Consider the following 22,405-nt stretch of genomic DNA (forward strand, 5'->3'; position numbering starts at 1 on the left):
ACTATCTGGCTGGTGTGGATATTATGAGTATGGTGCAACATTAGCTTCAGTGTTTCAATGCATTGTAGATTTTTTCTGCCAATGCTTGTGAAATACTCGGCACTTTTGCAATTTCCTCGACGCTAGCATTAAGTAAAGGTTGCAGTCCCCCCATATACTTCAGCAGAATTTGCCGCCGTTTAGGGCCAACTCCCTCTATCATTTCTAATGCACTAGTATTTTTTACTTTTGAGCGACGCTGCCTATGACCCGTTATTGCATGATTATGAGAATCGTCACGAATATGTTGAATCAAATGTAATGCGGGCGAGTCTGGCGGCAATGAAAAGCCCTCCCCTTCAGTAGCCAGGAATAATGTTTCCAGCCCAGCTTTTCGGTCACTTCCTTTGGCAACACCCACTAAGAGCGGTTTTTGCTTGTCCCATGGCACATTGAGTGAAGCAAAAACATCAAAAGCTTGAGATAACTGACCTTTACCACCATCAATAAAGATAACATCCGGGATCTTTTTTTCATCTAATGCTTTGCCATATCGACGTTTGAGCACTTGTGACATCGCCGCATAATCATCACCCGGCGTGATACCACTAATATTGTAGCGCCTATATTCCGAACGTACAGGGCCATTTGCATCAAATACCACGCAAGATGCAACAGTTTGCTCACCCATCGTATGGCTGATATCAAAACATTCCATGCGATTTATCTCATCAAGGTTCAGAATTTTAGCTAACTCTTTCATTCGTTGATGGATAGTTGATTGCTGGGACAACCGTGTAATCAGCGCCGTTGAAGCATTGGTTCGCGCAAGTTTGAGATAACGGGCTCGATCACCACGGGGGCGGCTTTGTATCTGGATTTTTCTTCCCGCCAATTCAGAAAGAGAAGATGCCAATAGGTCTTTTTCCGCAAGCGTGAAATCCAGCAAAATTTCACCAGGAAGCGTACGCACCTGGCTTCCTTGTAGGTAAAACTGCCCAACGAATGTTTGAACAACTTCACTCAATTCCGTTCCCGCAGGGACTTTAGGGAAATAACTGCGACTTCCCAGAACCTTTCCCTGGCGAATAAATAGCACATGAACACACGCTAATCCGGCATCAAAAGCCACACCGATGACATCAAGATCTTCGCTATCGCCAGAAACAAACTGTTGTTCTGTAACACGCCGGACAGCCTGAATTTGGTCGCGAATACGCGCCGCATCTTCAAAATGTAGCAATCGGCTGGCTTCTTCCATGCGAGAAATCAGTTGCGTCAATACTTGCTGGTCTTTGCCTAATAGGAACAAACGTACATAATCGACCTGACGCTGATACTCTTCTTCACTCACCAACCCCGCCACGCATGGCCCAGAACAACGGCCAATTTGATATTGCAGACAAGGTCGCGACCGGTTGCGATAGACACTGTTTTCACATTGCCTTACAGGAAAAAGCTTTTGCAGTAGTGCTAAAGTTTCACGAACCGCATAGGAGTTTGGAAATGGCCCAAAATACTCCCCTTTTTCATGCTTTGCACCACGATGAATGGCTAGACGCGGATGGGTATCCGCACTGAGGAAAATGAGTGGATACGATTTATCATCCCGCAATAACACATTATAACGAGGTTGATAAAGCTTGATGTAATTATGCTCAAGCAATAAGGCTTCAGTCTCTGTATGGGTAACAGTGACGTCAATTTGTGCAATGTTTTTAACCAATGTTTCCGTTTTGCGGCTCGCAACATGAGCACGGAAATAGCTCGTCAGACGCTTCTTAAGGTCTTTTGCTTTACCTACATAAATAACTGTCCCCGCCTTATCATACATACGGTAAACACCAGGTTGGCTGGTGACAGTTTTTAAAAACTCTTTAGAATCAAAACAATCAGTCACTATTTGATAACGTCTCCGCGTTAAACAAACCATGGCGAATAGCCAGATGGGTCAATTCAACGTCACCACTAATATTCAGCTTGCTAAACATCCGATAACGGTAGCTGTTCACCGTTTTTGGGCTCAGATGAAGTTGCTCCGATATCTCATTCACCTTTTGGCCTTTCGTTATCATTAACATAATTTGTAATTCACGCTCTGACAAACAGCTAAAAGGTGTTTCCGTCGGCGGCTCTAACTGCCCCAAAGCCATTTGCTGTGCGATGTCAGAAGCAATGTAACGTTGCCCTGAATGGACAGCTCGGATAGCAGTAACCACATCTTGTGGTGCCGCACCTTTACTCAAATATCCACTAGCACCAGCCTGCATAACTTTCGCAGGTAACGGGTTTTCTGTATGGATAGTTAACATGATAACTTTGGTATCTGGGGAAAAGCGTAAAATTTTACGAGTTGCCTCCAACCCGCCGATACCGGGCATATTCATATCCATCAAAACGATATCAACAATATGGCTACGGCACCATTTTACCGCATCTTCACCACACTGCATCTCATCCGCTACTTTGATACCCTTGATGTCTTCAAGAATGCGTCGTATCCCTGCGCGCACCAGTTCGTGGTCATCAACAAGAAGAACGCTAATCAAAGAAAATTCTCCAAAAATAAGGGAGTAACCTAATCATGCTTTACTTACGACAACGATATTACTTGTTTTCGGGCAAATAATGAATACAGAATAATTGCAAATTCATATCTATATCATTTGACAGATATTATTTTTATCATCATTTTTACTATGTCCATAAAATCGCAGGTATCTCAATTAATGCCTGATAAAAAAAGAAAATTTTTTTAAGAGTTTTCTTGCCTCGGTGTATCCACCCCGGCAAACAAATAATGGTAGCCCAAAAAAAGTTAATGTTTATGCAACGAAACACAACATATTGATACAACTAAAAATCAGTTAATTTTTCGCTATTCTTAATAGTAAGAATTATTCTTATTTTTTATTTATTACCATACCTTATTCACCTTAAAAATTAGTGTTTTGACACGGATTACGCATCACAAAAAAGACATATTTTTTATGAACAAACCTAACTTAATTAAGTTAATGCATCCTACCGGAATAAAAACAAGAACCAGCTGGAGTCTCCCCTAACAGCATCACATCCTTAGTTTGTGCTCTCCGTGGCAGATTGCGCACATGTTATCAAAGCTAATCATCAGTTTATGGTATAATGCAGCAATTGTTTAATAACGCCACCTATGTGCACTGTGGTGCGGAGTTGCCCACATCACCTTGTCCGCAGGCAAGCTACTACTTCAGGAAAAAAGATGAGTAATCCAGACTTCACCACTTCTGCCGACCCGGAAACTTTAGCAAATGAAGTCGCATGTTTAAAAGCGACGGTGACCCTACTGCTTAAAGCGATCGGCCAAGCCGATGCGGGGAAAGTAATTTTAAATATCGAACGTTCCATCGCCGATATTGAAGACGCTGCTCAAGCTGAAGTTTTCGCCAATACACTGGCTCAAATTAAAAGTGGCTATCGTCAATAGCAACCCGCAAAAACATGTAATATCTCTATGTACTCATGCTGTCGATATAGAAATTTCTTTGTCTTTCATTGAAATAGGCTCTATCGGCAGCTTATTATATGATTGTTAGAGAAAATAATGAGCCTACTAATTAAAGCACTGATCGGTGCCAGTATTGTGGTATTGATTGGGGTATTATCGAAAACGCGTCATTACTATATTGCTGGCTTAATTCCGTTGTTTCCAACGTTTGCACTTATCGCTCATTATATTGTTGGTAGTGAACGTAGCACCCAGGCGCTGCGCGTCACCATCGTCTTTGGGTTATGGGCGATCATTCCCTATTTTATCTACTTAATATCACTTTACTTTTTCATTGAGCACTGGCGCTTATCCATTGCCCTAACAGCGGCTGTTTTGTGCTGGATTATTGCAGCCTGGATACTTATATCAGCCTGGAGTCAATGGCACAGTTAGCAGCAGGCCATACTATAAGGTATGACTCAATCAGCGTAATAGCAGCAAAATAAGGGCATGGATAGCCAACATTGCCACAGAGAAAATAAGGTTCATATTTTTGATAGACTTTGATCTCACTTCATCAGAATGCTCGTCACTTACCTGAATTTTTCTGATTCGATAAATCCAATACCCGCCAAGCAGCACAAAAACCAGCGCTAATGACACCGCCAGCAGGGGGTGGCCCCACACCAAATACTCACTTAATCCTGCGATAACAAACCAAAGAATGACAAAGACCATGATTGACCACCTGGTATTTAGAGAAGCTGATTTTAGCATACTCGCTCAAAACGCTTAAGTTGCACTGGTAAGATTGTCATGAAAAATTTGAGACAGGAGACATAAGTCAGTGATGGACCTGGTTGTTTATTCCTTTCAGGCAAATGACCCGTTATAGACTAAGACAATAATGAATAAGAGTTAAACATGATGAACAATAAAGACTTAACCCTTATTCCAAAAAAGAAAGTCACTTTATTTATACCGTACTCATTTATGCCGTATTTTCACAAAATTCTTTCTGTACCCAAAGACTCACACTTCCCCCATTGACGGGGAATACAGCCTCGCCGTGATCATCAGTAGTTATAATGGCTGAGTGGTTGCCCAGAAAATCAGCAAACTCTTTGTTGGCTAAATCCTCCCCTAGCTGAATTGTTTTTTCATTTTCAGTACCATTAGAAAGAACAACGACGCAACCGGGTTCTTCCTCTGTGCCGGCACGGGCAAAAGCAATACAATTTTTATGATCAAAATAGTCGCTCTGCGCGCCATGTGCGAAACGGGTTCTTGCCTGAATTAACTTTTCCAACTCAGTAATAATTGGCATTTCTATTTGATAAGTCCCCCCATCATCCCCCGTATCTTCATAGCTAGCACCGAACAGGTCCGGATAAAATACACAGGGGATACCTTGCTCACGAATTAATATCAATGCATATGCCAGCGGCTTAAACCAAGGTTCGACAGGCGCTTCCAGCGATTGAAGTGGCTGAGTGTCGTGGTTTGCGACTATGGTGATTGTATGCAATGGATCAACTTCAATTAGTGTCCCACTGAACACTTGTGTGAGGTCAAAATCTTCGCCTTGATTTGAAGCTTCGTGAAACTTGTGATGTAAAGCTACATCAAACAACATTGCCGAACCGTCTACCCGATCCAGATACTGCTGTAACTTTTCAATATCAGGTGACCAGTATTCCGCAATAATAAGCAAATTATGATCTGCTTTATTTTGTACATGCTGGATCCATTGTTTAAAAAACCATGCAGGAATATGTTTTACTGCATCCAAGCGGAAGCCATCAATTGGCAGCGTCTCTAATATCCATTCCCCCCAGTATGTTAACTCATCCATAACTGCAGGGTTGCGAAAGTCAATATCGGCTCCCATTAGATAGTCAAAATTACCTAATTCATCGTCAACCTCTGTATTCCAACCCTCATCACTATAATCGTTTATAATCTTAAAAATGCCTTCACCTGCAGGGTCTTCAATATGGTCAACACCACCAAAGCACTGTTTATCCCAGATAAAGGATGAGTAGGTGCCATGGCGACCAGGAAAAGTGAATCGAGTATATGCCTGAGCCTCAATAACTTCATCATCGATCTCAGTACGATTTTCTGGATTAACGTTATGCACACTTAACTGTTCTTTTTCATCAGAACCTATTTTATGGTTGAGCACGACATCGAGAAGAATCTTGATATCCATTTCCTTGAGTCGGTTAATTGCACTTAATAACCCTTCTTTATCACCGTATTTCGTCGCCCGAGTTCCCTTCTGGTCAAATTCACCTAAATCAAATAAGTCATAAGTGTCATACCCAACCGAATACCCTCCTGAAGCACCTTTATACGCGGGAGGTAACCAAACATAATTAATTCCGAGATGGCTAATATGTTCCGCTCGTTCAGCGACCTCTTGCCATAATTTACCTCCGTCAGGGTAATACCAATGGAAAAACTGGAAAATTGTGGGGTTTTTCATAGGCTTGATAACTCCGCTTTACCGTTTCTCTCATAGTATGGCCCACTTTATAAAATTTGGACTGGCAATAAGGTAATAGACTGTGTATTTCTTTTATTAATGAGCTAATGTGAGTCTCATCTGTCAGTCTATTAGGGAGTTTAAATGAATCTAGGGGATATCCCTTTCGGCATCACTGATTGGTCTACAGTGGACAGAACCGAGCACAAAGGGGATCAAGGAATTGCATATTGGAGAACCCAGAACTTTAGTAACATACGGGTCCGCATGGTTGAATACAGCGCGGGATACATAGCGGATCACTGGTGTTCCAAAGGGCATATATTATTGTGTCTTGACGGTGAATTAAGCACTGAACTCGTTGATGGCCGTATTTTTATATTAAAAGCAGGCATGAGTTACCAAGTCGCAGACCACGCAGAAGCACATCGCTCATCAACGATATCCGGTGCCAAGCTTTTTATTGTTGATTGATTTGAGGCATTCAGAATCTTACTACACGCTTATATCAGCTAACAGTCAATCCTCGACTGTTAGCTGAGAGAACACGTTCTTATCGCCCTTCAGGTAACGAATCAACCGGGTTATCCGGATATAAAGCTCGGATACGACGTCGGACAATTTCAACCTGGAATGCAGCCATAACGGCAATCATAATCAGGATTTCACCAAATCCACCTTGTTCAGTTGGTTGATTATAAAGATACTGCAGTGTGCCAATAATCCATTTAGACCCAACAAGCAGCAGGAATAGCGTAATAGTCAGTGGTGTTCCTTTGCAAAAAATACGCCCATCAGGCTCACGCCAGATCTCAATAAGGCGACCTTGTAAAACACCGATAATAATACTAAATAAAACACCACTGCCTAAAACAACCCAGGAAGTCACTGTAGCTGGCATATATGTGCCACCCACTACCAGACCGACCATCCCGTAAACCCACGCCCATTTAAAACGAGCCGGGCCTAACAATACCTCGTGACTGACCGACTGACGGTACAATGCAAAAAGTGTAAGCACCAGAATAATCAGTATTTGTACGGGAGTCATCGCTATCTCCTTCAAGAGAAGCATCCAGTCAGCGATAAAGCACCTTGGTTGACCATAATATCCAACTACACGGGCAATATAGGGATACCTTATCAGTCTTTGGAAATGTTAAAAAACGGTTCCGTACGGTCGACTATGAATTGCCAACTCGAACTGTATAAAGTTTAGCCTATTTTTAGTTAATTAGTAAGATAAGTCATCGCCGCTATTTTAGTTAATACTTGTAAAGTATTTGCTATTCTCACCCCAACACCGTATTCACACATATCTGACATCAAGCATTCTAAGCAAAATAATATTCACTGACCTTAGGGTCTTATTTAATATCATCTTATTGGTGATAAACTAGCGATGCTTTTTATGAAACAATAGGAATAACAATTAAAGAGGACGATACATGACTCAAAATATTTATGATAATCAGGATTTTTTTTCAGGCTACGCCAAACTTAGCCGTTCAGTCGATGGGTTAGACAGTGCGCCAGAGTGGCCCGCCATTTGTAAAATTCTCCCGCCACTGTCAGGGCATAAAGTCATTGACTTAGGTTGTGGTTATGGTTGGTTTTGTCGCTTCGCTCGCTCACAAGGCGCGACTGAGGTTTTAGGGCTAGATGTTTCAGAAAGAATGCTAAATCGTGCTAAAGAAATGACCACTGATGAAAGCATCATTTATCGCCAAGAAGATTTAGAGAATACAAAGCTCCCACGGCAAATGTATAATTTAGCGTATAGCTCTCTAACATTACACTATATAAAAGCCCTTCCGGCCCTATTGACGACGGTCTATGATGCTTTACTTCCTGGTGGTAGTTTCATTTTTTCTGCAGAGCATCCTATCTACACAGCTCCCAAACAGCCGGGTTGGCTAGTTGCAGATGATGGGCAAAAATCATGGCCGGTCAATAGCTATCAAACGGAAGGAGAACGGGTAACAAATTGGTTAGCTGAAGGCGTTATCAAGCAACATAGGACATTAGGAACTTATATTAATCTTTTGATTAAACATGGTTTTGTTATTAAACACTTAGAAGAGTGGGGCCCGACAGCACAGCAAATTACAGATTACCCCGCTTTGGATGAAGAAAAAGAACGCCCAATGATATTCTTACTTTCCGCGCAAAAACCCGCATAAAACATGTAATCATTTATAGCGCTACATTAAATATCCGCTATCGGGGAGGTTAACTCCCCTGATTTCTTTTCCACGACATTATCCATAAATGTATTTCCGTTAGATGCCCCAAAATAGTGCCCACGCCCAAATCCAGTGCATTATCTCACTTGAATGTTTACTCAAAAACCCAACTTATCAACTGGTTAGTTATGGCGCAGAAATTGCTTATTAACTGTAATGATATCAACGGAGGTAAATATGAAAGCAATGTCTACATACTACTTACAGTACACCGCATTCTTGCTATTGATTGCTGGTTTTATCCACTTTATTTTTCAGTAAACACAGAAAGAGCCTCATCTACGTGTGGCTCTTTCTATAGTCCCCAAAAGTCACTTTATATTTTCCTGACAATCATTCTGGTTGTCCATCAACAAATCGTTGCAGGGCACCTAGCAGCTTTTTGGATATTACTTCAGGATTACGTATTTTGGGCATAATATACACCGTTGACACTATTAGCTAGTCGCTCACACCGGCTGTAAACAAGTATGTTTCGAAACCTAATTCCATATCTGCAATGTTTTTTCAGCCGCACTACTACGAACCCCATGGAATACGGCAATATCTGCGGATCACTCATTACGAAGTTTAAAAACCTCGATATTAGCCAAACTGGTAAACCATGCAGCCAAGTTATGGCATAAAACCGGGGGGGGTGACTTATCTGGCCCTGTGCGCCAACACAAGTTATTGGCACTGATGCCTGTCGCAGACAGTTTGGGGCGTGGGCCGTCGTACCGCGAAAGAGCTTAAGATGCTGTCACCTGCCTATACCCCCCGCATTAAGGATTGCACAACAGCAATCATTAGATAACATCACTTGATGTGTGCTTAGGCGCACGGTTTTATCAATCAAAAGCACCAGAAACACCCTCTGTTCAGTATAGAGAAAGGAATATTATGAGTGAATTTACCGGCTTGACTCAGGATGGCCTTACGTTTTTACAACTTATTAGTCAAAACAATAACAAGGAATGGTTTGATGAGCATCGTGATATCTATGATCAGTACCTACTGCTGCCAGTACGAAAACTGGTGACCGATTTAAGCTCAGATATGCTGACTATTGATGAGTTATTTGAAGTTCGTCCGGCGATTGGTAAGACCATCTCCCGTATGAACCGAGACACGCGTTTTTCTCGCGACAAGTCACTCTATCGCAATAATATTTGGCTGACATTTAAAAGGTCGCGTAAGAACTGGACTGATGCACCTACATACTTTTTTGAGTTTGGCCCAGATTGGTGGCGATATGGGCTGGGTTACTACAGCGCATCACGAACTACCATGGAACTTTTCCGGCAACAGTTGGTTCGGGCCCCTGCTGATTTTCTCAAGATAGCAAAATGTATTCACCCCAATTTCTCAATTGAAGGTGAAAGCTATAAGCGTCCACTGATTAAAGACCAGCCGCCAGAGCTGGCCGCGTGGTACAACAAAAAATCGTGGGCATTGATCAGCCATCAAAGAGATATGGATATATTATTTTCCGAGCAATTGGTTGATATTTTGAGCAAAGATTTTAAACGACTTTCCCCCATCTACGACTTTCTGATGAAAATAGAGGGGTTAAAGAAAAGTCACTTAGTCTTAAACGAGTTTTGATTCAACATTCGTTGCTTGTGGCTAACTTAGCTATCCCTGCATGCGCGGGGATTTGTTATTCCTAATTAATACTATTCAGATTGTTATGGCAGGCAACTGTAACAAATAATTATTGTAACATTCATAATTAACAATTACTGCAAATCAAACACTCAACAAAGATGACATTATGTAACTTTTAATCAAAAACAATACATATTCACCCTCAATTAAAGACAAATAGAAAAGCAAATGATTACTCATTTAAAACCCTCACCAATCAAACATTAAACCAACCAACAAAATAAAACATAACACACTGTTTTTTATCATATTAATCAACATTTTCATCATTTAAAACACAGTTTAAATGTTAAGTGTAAATAATAAATACAATAAATCTCATCTTTTTATAAATATTGAAACGCCCTAAATAAGTGCAACAAGACTAATAAATAGCATCATTATTGGGAATCGAAATTTTAATTAATAAAAGCATAAAGTTTTATCTATGACTGCCGATGACTCTCAGTAATTATTGTATTCCACTGTTATAAATGAAATCCCCCATTTACTGAGGTTATTATGCGAGTGAACAAACCTGTCAGCCGACAGGAGTATCCCATTGGTCGCGATACCACCTTGCAATCAACAACTGATATTCAAGGTAATATCACCTACGCCAATGCTGCCTTTGTTCGTGCCAGTGGTTTTGAATATCAGAACTTGCTCGGTCAACCTCACAATGTGGTGCGGCACCCGGACATGCCGCCCGCGGCGTTTGCTGATATGTGGCAGACCTTAAATGCGGGATTGTCCTGGTCATCTTTGGTCAAGAATCGTCGTCAAAATGGCGACTATTATTGGGTGCGCGCCAATGCCACCCCATTGCGTCATGACGGCCGTTTGACTGGCTATATTTCAGTGCGAATTGCGCCCACCCGCGAAGAAGTTAAGCACGCTGAGGCGCTATATGGCGATTTCAACTCTGGCAAAGCCAAACAACGCCGTATTGCGCTGCATCGAGGGTTGATTGTCCGCACTGGCTGGCTCTCTTTCCTCTCACTATTTCAAACACTGCCGCTACGCTGGCGTTTGCGTGGTGCATTATTGACTGCGGCACTGTTGCCGACGGTGGCAGCCAAAGGGATGGGTATTACCGGTTTACCCTTACTCGGGCTGGGAGCAACCACCCTTATCAGTGGTTTTATCACGTCACTTTGGCTCGAACGCCAGGTTTCACGCCCAATCGCAGCAATTTTACAGCAAGCACAGGATGTTTCTTCCGGGCAAGCCGGTGACTATGTGCAATTGAACCGTGTTGATGAAATTGGCTATTTAATGCGCAGTGTCAATCAATTGGGATTGAATCTGCGTTCTCTGACAGATGACGTCAGCGGCCAGGTTGATGGCATTAACACCGCCAGCAGTGAAATTGCCGCGGGGAATCGTGAGCTAAAAACGCGGACAGAACAAGCAACCGCTAATTTACAACACATCGTCAGTGCGACGGAGCAATTAGTCGCAACAGTACAAAACAGCGCCAATAGTGCTAATGAGACCACATCGCTAGCCGCTATGAGTAGCCATGCCGCTGAAAAAGGCAGCGAATTAATGCATCAGGTTATTAAAACCATGGGCACGATTAATGATTCCAGCCATCGAATTGTCGATATTATCAGTGTGATTGAAGGCATTGCTTTCCAGACAAATATTTTGGCGCTCAATGCGGCAGTTGAAGCCGCCAGAGCGGGAGAACAAGGTCGCGGCTTCGCCGTTGTTGCCAGTGAAGTTCGCCATTTAGCCCAACGCTCTTCCACCGCAGCAAAAGAAATTAAGCATTTAATTGAAACCAGTGTGGAGCGCGTTCGTGATGGCAGTGCATTAGTCCAAAATGCGGGTGCGACCATGGATAACATCGTCAAACAGGCCGGACAGGTTTCTACTTTAATCAGTGAAATCAGTACCTCTACTCATGAACAGACCCAGGCTCTTGGCCAGATTAGCCAATCAATTGGGCAGTTAGACCAAACGACGCATCAGAATGCAGCGATGGTGGAACAGTATGCCGGAGCGGCAGAAGAGCTAGCGCACCGCACCTTACGCCTCACCGCCGCAGTCCGGATTTATCGCCCGGTCAATTAAGGCATGTTGAGATGATACTTTATTGAAATAATCTGAATAAATACAGCCTGCGGGCACAGGCACAGCATTATCTGTTATGGATGCTATGACAGACTTCCCATCTGTCATAGCAATAAACAGAAACCCCGCTATAGTAGTGATGGTTATTCAATTATTAAATAAGGAGTTTTATGTCATCACTTAATCAAACATCTGTTCGCGCCCAGCAAGGTGAAACTGATGCAAACTTACCTGGTGAAGGTCATTTGATCGCCCATGAAGCTTTGCTTATCGCATTAATGGTTGAATGTGCTAACGAGTCAGATAATGATCAATTTCTGTTCAGCGTTCGAGAAACACTTAATGGGATCTTAAGTTCTTCCCGTTATCTTGATGCGAGCAAAATAGCCAATGGCTTGATTGATGAGGCTGATGATAAAGCCAACCGCTAGTCTCCCGCCCTCATTCATGAGGGCTTTTTATGGGTAGCGACAGCCAACACCGCCGCACGGGTTGATCAATAATGGCAAGATAACGATAATCAACCGATGGAAGCGGCAATATAACTCATTGAGGAAAGTAATGGCTTCGCTGAAAGAAGTGGCAAATCTGGCGTCAGTTTCATTAATGACAGTTTCTCGGGCGATGAATAACCCAGAACAACTGCGCCCAGAGACTTATCAGCGAGTCATGCAGGCCATTGAAGCCCTCAATTATGTCCCTGATTTTTCCGCGCGAAAAATGCGGGGCAATACCACCAAAACCTCCACTCTCGCGGTGCTGGCCTGGGATACCGCTACGACCCCTTTTTCCGTCGAGATATTACTGTCTATTGAGTTGACCGCTCGCGAGTTTGGCTGGAATAGTTTTCTGGTCAATCTAACCTCGCAGGAAGACAGCGAGCGTGCGGTCAATCAACTGTTGGCCCAGCGCCCCGATGGCATTATTTTTACGTCTATGGGGCTACGGCAAGTCACCATCCCTGAACGCCTGCGGGATAAAAATATTGTGCTGGCCAATTGTGTTAGCGAATACCATTCAATCCCCAGCTACATTCCTGATGACTTTGATGGCCAGTATCAGGCAATGAAAGTGCTGTTGAGCCGTGGATATCAGCGGCCACTGTGTGTTTATCTTCCCGAATGTACTTTGGCAGGCAAAGCCCGGCGTGCGGGTGCTGAAAAGGCGTGGCATGAATCCACCTTACCAATAGAACATTTACATCAATGTCATTTGGCGTGGGGGGATGAGCATTATCAGGATGTAATCCCACTGTTAGAGCGCTACTGTCCTGAAGGTAAGCCTGATTTTGATGTGCTTATTTGTGGTAATGACCGTATTGCTTTTTTGGCCTACCAAGTATTGTTAGCGAAAGGTATTGCCATCCCACAGCAAGTCGCGGTAGTGGGTTATGACAATATGGTCGGCATCGGTGAGCTATTTTTGCCACCGCTGACGACGGTGCAACTTCCTCATTATGATATTGGTCGGGAAGCGGCCCTTCATTTGATTGAAGGGCGAGAATCACGATCAACACACCGGTTGCCTTGCCCACTGCTGGAGCGGGCATCCATTTAATTTTAACGTGATGATTTAGCCACTAACTGCCAGTATTCGCCGTGTAGTAGCTCGGCCTGACCATTCTCTGCATACAGGGATAAACAGCGTTCATGCTCGGTTGGATAAATACGGCTGCTCATACAAGCTTGCCCGTCATTGATAAATACCTCCAAAGACGAGCTATCAATAAATATACGTAATGATAATAACCGCTGTTCAGGTAACGCCACACTGCGATACCCTGTCAGTCCATATTGTGGATAATATCTATCCAGAATGAGTCGATTGGCCTGATTATCCACATAAACAGAAACTCTGCCGCCAATTCCTTGGCTATGACCTAACTGTACACCATATTTTTCTGCATGACTGGCTGTGGTATCCCACGTCAGTTGCAATTCTATGCTCCGGCAGTTTTCAGCCAAAAGGCACTGCTCTTGCCCCAGTCTGGTGGGTGAAATTGTTTGACCATATTGTCGCCATGCTTCAACTTCTCGCACCGGGCGCATTAATAAATACCCTTCAGAATCAATACTTAACTCGCGAGGCAAGCTCAGGCAGCCGCTCCAGTTATCGGATTGTCGGCATGGGCGATTGCCACATATCCATCAAACCAATAATGACTCGCCGCCCATCAGCAGTAAGTAGGGACTGAGGCTCATAAAAATCATGGCCCTGATCCAGTTCTGTAAAAGGCTGCGATGGCTTAAAATCGGCTCCTGGCTGCCATTTGCCGCGTAAGACACCACTTTGGAACAAATTGCGGTTGAGGTAGCCTTTTGCTGCCAGCCCCTGTGGTGAAAACATCAGAATGCGTTCATTTCCAAAGGGGAAGAAATCCGGACATTCCCACATATATCCCATGCGGTCGTCTGCGCACGCTAAAACTTGCATAAATTGCCATTGCTGCAATGAACTGCCGCGGTATAACAAAACTTGCCCATGTTCGCGCTCATCACGTGCGCCCACCACCATCCACCAATAATCATCTTCAAACCACACTTTCGGATCGCGAAAATGCATGATGCCCTCGGGCGGGGTCAGTACCACACCTTGTTTTTCAAAATGAATACCATCCTGACTGGTCGCCAGGCACTGTACTTCGCGAATAGCGCTGTCATCCCCCTCACCGTTAAGCCAAACATGTCCGGTATAAATCAGACTTAACACACCGCTATCGTCTACTGCGCAACCCGAAAAACAGCCATCTTTATCCCAAAAATCCCCTGGCGCCAACGCAATGGGTTGATGCTGCCAATTCAGCATATCAAGGCTGGTTGCATGGCCCCAATGCATCGGTCCCCAATTTGCATCATCAGGATGATGCTGATAGAACGCATGGTATTGCCCGCGGTAATAAATCAATCCATTAGGGTCATTCATCCACCCTGCCGGTGGGGCCAAATGAAAATTTGGATAGAAATTATGACCAACCTGAGAAGTTAAAATTTGCAGTGCATCATTGGCCCGCTCGATTAAAGAATTCATAGTGCTCACTTGATAGTTAATTGCAGGGAAGGATCATCCGTATGCGACTCATCACGCAGCATAAAACAGGAAATAGCGGTTAATCCGAGGACAATGGCACCCATGATCATATAAGTATCCGCAAACCCGATGTGGTCGTAACTCATACCGGCCAGGGGTGAAAATAGGCTGGCACACACTTGAGTGACGAACTGGAATCCCACCAGATACAGCGTGGCTGATAGACGTGGGTCAAAATTGGCAGCGATATACTTAAACATTGCGATCAGCAGTATGGGTAATTCGACCGCATGTAAGAGTTTCATCAGTGAAATAGTGGCAGCATCCTGGGCCAGCCCTGAACCAAATATCCGCATTGCCATAATCAACCCACTCAGTAATAAACCTTTCTTAGCGCCAATACGGTTAACCAAAAAAGGAGCGAGGAACATCCCCCCGCCTCTAGGAATACTTGTAATGAATTAAGAAAACCGTACATTTCATTGCCGTGACGAGGATCAGCAAATAAAGAAGAGAAATACACCGGGAATTGTTGGTCATATACGTTATAAACACTGACACCCGTAACAAACACCACCAGCGCCCAGAAACGTGAAAGACGCAATAATGACAACGTATCGTGAAGTGTCAGGGTGCTACTCTTGCCATATTCCAATTGCCCCATTGCATCTACTTTTACTTCATGCAAGCGCCACAACAACAGTATAAATAGTGCGGCCGATGCCGAAGCCATCCAGAAATTAATGTTGGGATTAATATTAAACAGCATGCCAGCAAAGAAGGTTGCGCCCGCCCAACCCAGTGATCCCCACATCCGGGCTTTACCAAATTCAAACCCGCTAATCCGACTCACTCGCTCGGTATAAGATTCCAAAGCGCCAATACCGGCAAAGAATGTCATCCCCATATATAAACCGCCCACTACCGCGCCGGCGAACATATTGACGCGCAATAACGGGGCATAAACATAAATAAAAAAAGGGCCACTGATCAGCAGCAAAATACCAATAGCCCATAAAAGATGTTTTTTAAGCCCCAGCTTATCTTGTATTACCCCGTATAACGGTTGTGCGCATAGCGCCGTTATGGCGATAGCAGAAAATGTTGCGCCGGTTTCTGCTCCCTTTAACCCGACATATTGATTAAGCCAGATGGAGAATAATGAAAATGCCGATGACCAGGTAAAGAAAAACGTAAACAGTAAGCCACTTAAAATCAGCTATTGACTACGGACAGAGTGTTTCATGGCGATATCCGGTTGGAGATTTACACCTATTGTTAACGTTAACTTTTTATTTTGAGAAGATCGACTTCGTTTGTTTCGTGATGTTAATCACTAATGTTAACGTTAACAGTTGAGTTGTGTGACGGAAATCACATGATATTCACTGGAACGCCCCATGTGTTTTTAGGGGTTTTACGCTATCGTTACGCAACAGAACAGGGTTGGCATAATGGGTCAATCTAGCGAGTCTATTGCCCAAATAATATAAGGAGGAAAAGTGTTACTGGATAAAATCCTACTGGTTGTCATTATGATTTTATTGTCACTTTTTGCCTGGATGTTTTTTTCACCGTATCATATGTATTCAACGGCTTATGAGTTCCTTGAGTTGTTTGGTTTTCAAGAGGGATACAACAATTTAGGTTTGGGTTCTCCGGCCGAACTCTCTGATTAAGCAGATAAAAAAACAGGTGCTATTTTGTGCACCTGTTTTCTAGATTTACAAACCTTCGCTGCGTGAATGGCCTTATTCTGTTTGTTCCATTTCTAATCGTTCTTTAGGCGGCATCACTGAATAACTGGCAACGATCGCTGTAAGAATAATAAATAAATGCCCTTCCGAGGAATCCAGCAAGAAAGAGTTAAACAGGTGACAAGCCAAATAAGCACAGAGTAAAGCCACCAATACATTTCTAAGGTGTGCAGGCAAATGCAAAGCTGAACGGAAATAGCACCACATCCATCCGAGGAATAAAGCTAACCCGACTATTCCTGATTGCACAGTCTGCATCAGATATTCATTATGTGGGTTTATACTGTATGCATCTTCAGAGAAACTTAACCAGAACCCCCCGGCACCATGGCCTAAAACTGGAGCCTGTTCTATTAGCTTCACAGACTCAAGCATGAATGCGGTACGCAACCCCATCGAACTGTCACAGGACTCTTTATCGACTTCATGAGTGACTGCCAGGCAACTTTGAATCTCCGTCACACCTTGTTGCAGCCGTTCAACAGCGCGGTTGGGTACCATCATCACGATAACTCCAACAATAAATGCACATATCACCATTCCCAAACGCTGACGATTTGATAGTGACAGTAACCCCCACACGCCAAAAGCCGCAGCCAAAGCGACATAGCCCGTTCTGCCCTGCACCATAAATATAATGTTATAGACAGCCAGGCACACCAGCAGAGCATAACCCCAGCGCTTCAGCCCTTGGCTGCGAAATGCCAACGAAAGCCATATCACCGCCGCTAAGGCCATAAAGAAGTTATGTGTGATTTGTAATTTAAAGACAGTCGGATTTAATGGATCAATCTGGCCCAGTGGCAGATGCAGCACACCAACCCACAAGCTGGCGGCCAGGATAACGGCATTAGCCAGTAAAAAGCCCTTGGCAAAATAACTAGCAAGTGAGCGAGAAAGAACAAAAAACATCGCTAATGGCAAGATATATAACAGTTTTGAGTACTTACCTACCATCACTTTACCGTAAAGATTGTGGTGCCAAATCAAAGATATAGCTAACAACAAAAACATGAGCGCAGGTAGCCAAATCAATGGATTTTTGACTAAGGCTTTCACATAGCGAGTGTCACGGTTTAGCAGTAAACAGATGACCGCCAATACCATCGACAAATTCATTATAAAATTAGAAGTGGGTAGACCAATACCTAACAAAAATGCAGTGGCACAAGAGAACAAGCCGATATATCGGTGAGCTGGCGGCGAACCGGGCAAAGTAGCAGAAGAAATCATAAGTCACTCACTTCAAATTAATGACCACAAGAGGCCGCATCCAGCATCGCTGGCCTCCATCTTTACCATACCAACCCGTGTACATGGGCTGACTATGGTAAATAGTTTAGATAAGCAGAGTTATGCCGCGAGTGAACGGAACAGGTAACGGAACCACCATATTGGCCGCCACCACACCTTACGTTCAGGAACTGTCGGCGGACGTGAATGCACTTTTTTAATTTCCCAATGAAAGTTAAGGAATATTCGGCTATGACCATATTCCGCACCAAAAAGGGCAATTTCATTTTTCTTGCGATCATCAATAGGCGCGTTATGCGTCAAATCACGGTCCAGTGAGTGGTAACTTTTCTTCCTATCAACATTCCGTTCAATACAGCGGTATTGCTTAGGCAGATAACGCGGTGTAGAGCCATGGTCTTTATGGAACTTCACAAAACGATAATCTTCCGATCCGTAATGGCCGGCGAACTCTTCGTCATAACCATAAAGTCTGAAGAATCTCGCTCTGGACATGAAGAATAAATTCGGGTGACCGCGATAAGCCTTGCCCGTCTTTTCATCTGTACGGTAGATACGATAGAGCGAGCGCCCAGGGTTACGGGCACTAACCAGATAACGCAGGGTATCTTCAGGTAACAAGCAGTCTAAATCAGTAATAATAATTTTATCGGATTTAGCGTAAGTCACACCAAGATTACGGGAGCCAGCCTGATTCCACTGAATATCAGTGGTTATTCTTAACCACGTGAAATTCAAATCATAATCTTTTACTTCGTACTCTAAAGGTGAGCAATCATCGACGATGACAAACTCTACCGCATCCTTAATATCATCAGGGTAAGATTCATATTCCTTCAACAAAGAATCAACAGAATCCATATTTCCCTGATTACAGTAAAAATGAGTTACATAAGTCAGTTTGATGTGCTGCTTATCTAACGGATGCCGTGCCTTAACAATTTCTACATCCTTCGTCACAATATAAACCTCTGTTTTAAGAGAGAAAATAAAAATATATATATTTATTGGGTTTTGACAATTAAATGGCAGATACATGCTGGATAACATTGCCGTAAAGGATAAAGGGTTAACCTTATCAGTCAAATATTTTCTTCATATTATTATGGCGAACCGCAGCTCATTCATTGATTTATCCACAAAGTTGCAGAATGAGCTGAATGTACTGCCGTAGGGCTTGCGAGGTCATTTAGATGGAATGAATGACCGACTGAATGAAGCTAAAAAGCCTTTTGAATTGAACCTGTGATATAAGCTCTCTTATGCCTGACAGTACTCTTCTGCGGCTTGCTGATCTGCGGGCCGTCGATTGCACACCACCATAAACATGGCTTGGCAATCACACGACCCGCCAAGTCTTACCCTCTAAGCCGGTTTGTATCAATGTGGTGCTTGAATTGATATTGATGGGGAATGGTAGCGCTTCTGTTGCTCCTGCGGGTTGTAACAATACGTAGTTGCTGGCCGGTTGCAGCGTCACAGTTCCGGCATTATGGGCCACCACCTGAATGGTATTGCCAACACCAATAGTCGCATCTGGAATAATCACTTTGCCGCCGTTATATCCAGGAGGGAAATACACATAGCTGGACACATCAGCGTCAGACAAAGTAATAGTGCCATCGTCGCGATACACCTGAATATCAAACGCAGCCAGCTCAGTGCGATAAACTGCATTCGCCGTAATACATGTCAATCGCAAGACATTCATCGGGGAAGTAGATGGTGAATTCGCCAGGTCAAAAGTCGTTCCTTTGCTCCCATCCAACTGCGGCGTCACACGGATACTGTTTTTACCGGAGAACACCAGTTCAAAGGTATGCCAGTCATGATTAAACGCACCGAATGTCCCCAGCTTCGCGGTCGTTTCTCGGTGATGTATTAAATTGATATTGGTGGCATCGGTTTGAATGAAGAACGACATGACAAAGGGTTTGGTATTCGCAACAGTGCTGTCCACGAAAGCGATACCTGCCGGGATATCCTCCGGTGCTATCTGCCAGTAGAAGGCGAAAGCAAACTGATTGGTTATTTTGGCCGTGGTTAGCCTAAATTTACAGCTCAGTTTCCCACCAAATTTAATCAGATCAGCGCCAATCGGTGAAAATCGGTCAACAATCCACGGGGTACTGCCCGTTTTATTGATATCAAGAACAAATCCTCCTCTATTATCCGGGTTTTTAATCGGGGTAAAATCGGCACCGCTGATGAATCTCCATCCCTGAGCCTGAAGCGTACCGTCACCACGTCGCCCGTTATAGCCCGCCGTCATGATTTTTGGTGAATATCCCAGCATGGTTCTTTCCGCTGCCTTATCTTTCTCACCCAGACAGAGGTCAAAAGAGGGCGCTGCCAATAAGGTTTTCCGTCCTGTGTACCTGATGATAGCCGTTGCCAGACGTTCAGGAATAAGATTGCGCCGCGCCCATGAACTGAAATGGCTGTTACGCAGGGATGTTGTCCAGTTGCTGCCAGTGCGAGAAGCCGAACCGTAGTACCCAGCAGCAGTGATGTCCGGGTCTTCTGTCGGGGCATTGGTTGGTGTGTTATGACCTTTTTCATCGGTCATAAAGGACACAAAATACACCTCCGGCTCTGTACAGGTTTTGTAACTGCCAAACACAGTATCGTACGGGTCAGGGTAGGTTTCTTTCCAGTAGTAGGTGGTATCGCCACAAATCCACGGCACCAGTTCGGCTCTAAATCCGGGACACTGGCGGCTATAACCGGCCAAATCAGCGCGAAACTGATTCACCATCTGCGCAAAAAGTTGCGGTTGTTGCGCGTAGCGGGCTGAAGTCATATCAAACTCGCCCTGCATCCACACCACCGCCAGTAATACATTTTGCGGATTTTTACCCAACGCCGCTTGGGTGCGGGCCACTAGATCCCGATACAGTGGTTTACCCACGCCCCAGCGGTATGATGCTTCACTGGCACCACTTGCTTCGTTGTAGGAACCGTCGCAGCCCTGAGTGAAAGCAGACCCACCGCGGCAACAGGGCACTAGCAGGATGCCTGCGTTCGCTGGCAGATAAGGCAGCAGTTTTTTGGCAATATGTAACCCCTGCCCGACACAACCGTATTGCCCCTTACTTAAGTCAGCATGGGGATGGTTCAGCCCGCTCATGTTCTGCACATCATGCAGGCAATGGTCGGCGGGAATGAGGTCATTATACTGGCACGTCTCCCCGCCGGGGGTCACAGTCGCACGACGAGCCAGCTGTTTGATGCGAGGGTATGGCGCGTCAAGCGTCTCGGGCAACGGCAGACCTTCGCCGTAACTCATCGCGTTACTCTGCCCGGCTAAGGAGAGGATAAAATAGTATTCAGGATCTGACCCCAGTGGTGAAACCTTACCCTCTGGTGTCAGCACATCAACAGGGTAACCCCCAACTAACATAATATCTGTGGTCATAACTTTTCTCCATGATGCTAGCGCCAGCGACACAAAGGAAAACAGTCGCGATTATCGAGAGACGACGTTGAAGCGTTGTTAAACAGCTTATTGGCCTGAGCATAGACACTGTTATCTTTCTCCCTCACCAATACCAGCTCATTTTTTATACAGCATTGTTCTTTATGTTATGGGGGCCATATATCAAAAAACGCTTTACAAGCCTGCACAAACCACTAAGCAACCGGCAAATAAGGTCACTAGAGTCCGATTGGATTCGAGGTAAATAATGGACTGTTTTAGCGGTTTAAATCAGGTTACTTTCCAGACAGTTTTGTAGGGGGGGTTGCAGGAGTTTTGCAGGAGCAATTAGCGGAACTTTAAAAACTCACGAAAGCCGAAGCCTCCGTGAGATATTGCACTCGAAGCGTTATTACATGTGCTTAATAATGGCGTCGCCAAACTCTGAACATTTCAGTAACTTAGCGCCATCCATCAGACGCTCGAAATCATAAGTCACGGTCTTGGCCTGGATAGCGCCTTCGGTGCCTTTGATAATCAGGTCTGCGGCTTCGAACCAGCCCATGTGACGCAGCATCATTTCTGCGGACAGGATGATAGAACCTGGGTTCACCTTATCCTGACCGGCATATTTTGGTGCAGTGCCGTGAGTGGCTTCAAACAATGCGCACTCATCACCAATGTTAGCGCCAGGGGCAATACCGATACCGCCAACTTGAGCAGCTAATGCATCAGAAATGTAATCCCCATTCAGGTTCATACAGGCGATAACATCATATTCAGCTGGGCGCAGCAGGATCTGTTGCAGGAAAGCATCGGCAATAACATCTTTAACAATGATGTCCTTACCGTTGTTTGGATTCTTGATTTTAACCCAAGGGCCGCCATCGATCAGCTCACCACCAAATTCCTCACGCGCTAACTGGTAACCCCAGTCTTTAAATGCGCCTTCGGTGAATTTCATAATGTTGCCTTTATGAACCAGGGTGACTGATTCACGATCGTTGGTAATGGCATACTCAATTGCAGCACGAACCAAACGCTTAGTCCCTT

The 22,405-nt window shown here is 44.2% G+C and carries 18 protein-coding genes and 2 pseudogenes; 9 read left to right on the forward strand and 11 right to left on the reverse strand.

The window, feature by feature from the left end; genetic code table 11:
• Positions 1-46: 46 nt before the first annotated feature.
• Both uvrC and uvrY read right to left on the reverse strand, forming a co-directional pair.
• The gene (gene uvrC / locus ACNSO8_RS15065) at positions 47-1,879 is read right to left on the reverse strand and encodes an excinuclease ABC subunit UvrC (protein WP_418395113.1); all 1,833 of its coding nucleotides are present in this window, start codon (positions 1,877-1,879) and stop codon (positions 47-49) included.
• The gene (gene uvrY / locus ACNSO8_RS15070; RefSeq protein ID WP_050115548.1) at positions 1,872-2,528 is read right to left on the reverse strand and encodes a UvrY/SirA/GacA family response regulator transcription factor; all 657 of its coding nucleotides are present in this window, start codon (positions 2,526-2,528) and stop codon (positions 1,872-1,874) included. The genes uvrC and uvrY overlap by 8 nt, the downstream gene beginning before the upstream one ends.
• Positions 2,529-3,220: 692 nt before the next feature.
• Here uvrY and ACNSO8_RS15075 point away from each other — a divergent pair.
• A complete protein-coding gene (locus tag ACNSO8_RS15075; RefSeq protein WP_418395114.1) occupies positions 3,221-3,445 on the forward strand; it encodes a DUF2594 family protein in 225 nt (74 codons plus the stop codon).
• Positions 3,446-3,562: 117 nt separating this feature from the next.
• Positions 3,563-3,901 carry a GlpM family protein gene (locus ACNSO8_RS15080; RefSeq protein WP_418395115.1) on the forward strand — a complete coding sequence of 113 codons (339 nt, stop codon included), beginning with the start codon at positions 3,563-3,565 and terminating at the stop codon, positions 3,899-3,901.
• Between the two features lie 30 nt (positions 3,902-3,931).
• Here the strand turns inward: ACNSO8_RS15080 and ACNSO8_RS15085 are convergent, their stop codons facing one another.
• Positions 3,932-4,186, reverse strand: a complete 255-nt coding sequence (locus tag ACNSO8_RS15085; protein ID WP_418395116.1) for a hypothetical protein — start codon at positions 4,184-4,186, stop codon at positions 3,932-3,934.
• Between the two features lie 253 nt (positions 4,187-4,439).
• The gene (amyA, locus tag ACNSO8_RS15090; RefSeq protein ID WP_418395117.1) at positions 4,440-5,939 is read right to left on the reverse strand and encodes an alpha-amylase; all 1,500 of its coding nucleotides are present in this window, start codon (positions 5,937-5,939) and stop codon (positions 4,440-4,442) included.
• 144 nt (positions 5,940-6,083) lie between these two features.
• Between amyA and ACNSO8_RS15095 the strand changes: the two genes are divergently transcribed.
• A complete protein-coding gene (locus ACNSO8_RS15095) occupies positions 6,084-6,413 on the forward strand; it encodes a DHCW motif cupin fold protein (protein ID WP_418395118.1) in 330 nt (109 codons plus the stop codon).
• A gap of 79 nt (positions 6,414-6,492) precedes the next feature.
• On the opposite strand, the gene ACNSO8_RS15100 is transcribed toward ACNSO8_RS15095, so the two are convergent.
• Positions 6,493-6,990 (reverse strand): hypothetical protein, encoded by a 498-nt coding sequence (locus ACNSO8_RS15100; RefSeq protein ID WP_418395119.1) that lies wholly within the window; start codon positions 6,988-6,990, stop codon positions 6,493-6,495.
• A gap of 397 nt (positions 6,991-7,387) precedes the next feature.
• On the opposite strand from ACNSO8_RS15100, the gene ACNSO8_RS15105 reads away from it, so the two are divergent.
• From ACNSO8_RS15105 to ACNSO8_RS15125, 5 genes are all read left to right on the forward strand, one after another.
• Positions 7,388-8,122 (forward strand): class I SAM-dependent methyltransferase, encoded by a 735-nt coding sequence (locus ACNSO8_RS15105; RefSeq protein WP_418395120.1) that lies wholly within the window; start codon positions 7,388-7,390, stop codon positions 8,120-8,122.
• A 942-nt stretch (positions 8,123-9,064) separates the two neighbouring features.
• Positions 9,065-9,772, forward strand: coding sequence for a DUF2461 domain-containing protein (locus ACNSO8_RS15110; protein WP_418395128.1), 708 nt, complete (start codon positions 9,065-9,067; stop codon positions 9,770-9,772).
• 564 nt (positions 9,773-10,336) lie between these two features.
• Positions 10,337-11,896, forward strand: coding sequence for a methyl-accepting chemotaxis protein (locus tag ACNSO8_RS15115; protein WP_418395121.1), 1,560 nt, complete (start codon positions 10,337-10,339; stop codon positions 11,894-11,896).
• 170 nt (positions 11,897-12,066) lie between these two features.
• Positions 12,067-12,327, forward strand: coding sequence for a hypothetical protein (locus ACNSO8_RS15120; RefSeq protein WP_418395122.1), 261 nt, complete (start codon positions 12,067-12,069; stop codon positions 12,325-12,327).
• Positions 12,328-12,457: 130 nt separating this feature from the next.
• Positions 12,458-13,453, forward strand: a complete 996-nt coding sequence (locus tag ACNSO8_RS15125; RefSeq protein ID WP_418395123.1) for a LacI family DNA-binding transcriptional regulator — start codon at positions 12,458-12,460, stop codon at positions 13,451-13,453.
• A gap of 2 nt (positions 13,454-13,455) precedes the next feature.
• On the opposite strand, the pseudogene ACNSO8_RS15130 reads toward ACNSO8_RS15125, so the two are convergent.
• A pseudogene (locus ACNSO8_RS15130) lies at positions 13,456-14,923 on the reverse strand (glycoside hydrolase family 32 protein).
• Positions 14,924-14,928: 5 nt separating this feature from the next.
• Positions 14,929-16,142: pseudogene (locus tag ACNSO8_RS15135) on the reverse strand (MFS transporter).
• A gap of 283 nt (positions 16,143-16,425) precedes the next feature.
• Between ACNSO8_RS15135 and ACNSO8_RS15140 the strand changes: the two are divergent.
• On the forward strand, positions 16,426-16,602 hold the full coding sequence (locus ACNSO8_RS15140; protein WP_418395124.1) for a hypothetical protein: 177 nt from the start codon (positions 16,426-16,428) through the stop codon (positions 16,600-16,602).
• Positions 16,603-16,674: 72 nt separating this feature from the next.
• Here the strand turns inward: ACNSO8_RS15140 and ACNSO8_RS15145 are convergent, their stop codons facing one another.
• The 4 genes from ACNSO8_RS15145 to ACNSO8_RS15160 all read right to left on the reverse strand — a co-directional run.
• The gene (locus ACNSO8_RS15145) at positions 16,675-17,895 is read right to left on the reverse strand and encodes an O-antigen ligase family protein (RefSeq protein WP_418395129.1); all 1,221 of its coding nucleotides are present in this window, start codon (positions 17,893-17,895) and stop codon (positions 16,675-16,677) included.
• Between the two features lie 138 nt (positions 17,896-18,033).
• Positions 18,034-18,894 (reverse strand): glycosyltransferase family A protein, encoded by an 861-nt coding sequence (locus tag ACNSO8_RS15150; protein WP_418395125.1) that lies wholly within the window; start codon positions 18,892-18,894, stop codon positions 18,034-18,036.
• A 379-nt stretch (positions 18,895-19,273) separates the two neighbouring features.
• The gene (locus ACNSO8_RS15155) at positions 19,274-21,352 is read right to left on the reverse strand and encodes a DUF6645 domain-containing protein (RefSeq protein WP_418395126.1); all 2,079 of its coding nucleotides are present in this window, start codon (positions 21,350-21,352) and stop codon (positions 19,274-19,276) included.
• Between the two features lie 412 nt (positions 21,353-21,764).
• A partial coding sequence (locus tag ACNSO8_RS15160) for an isocitrate/isopropylmalate family dehydrogenase (RefSeq protein WP_418395127.1) occupies positions 21,765-22,405 on the reverse strand: 641 nt, incomplete at its 5' end.

This window comes from Yersinia sp. LJYL362 (assembly GCF_048323875.1).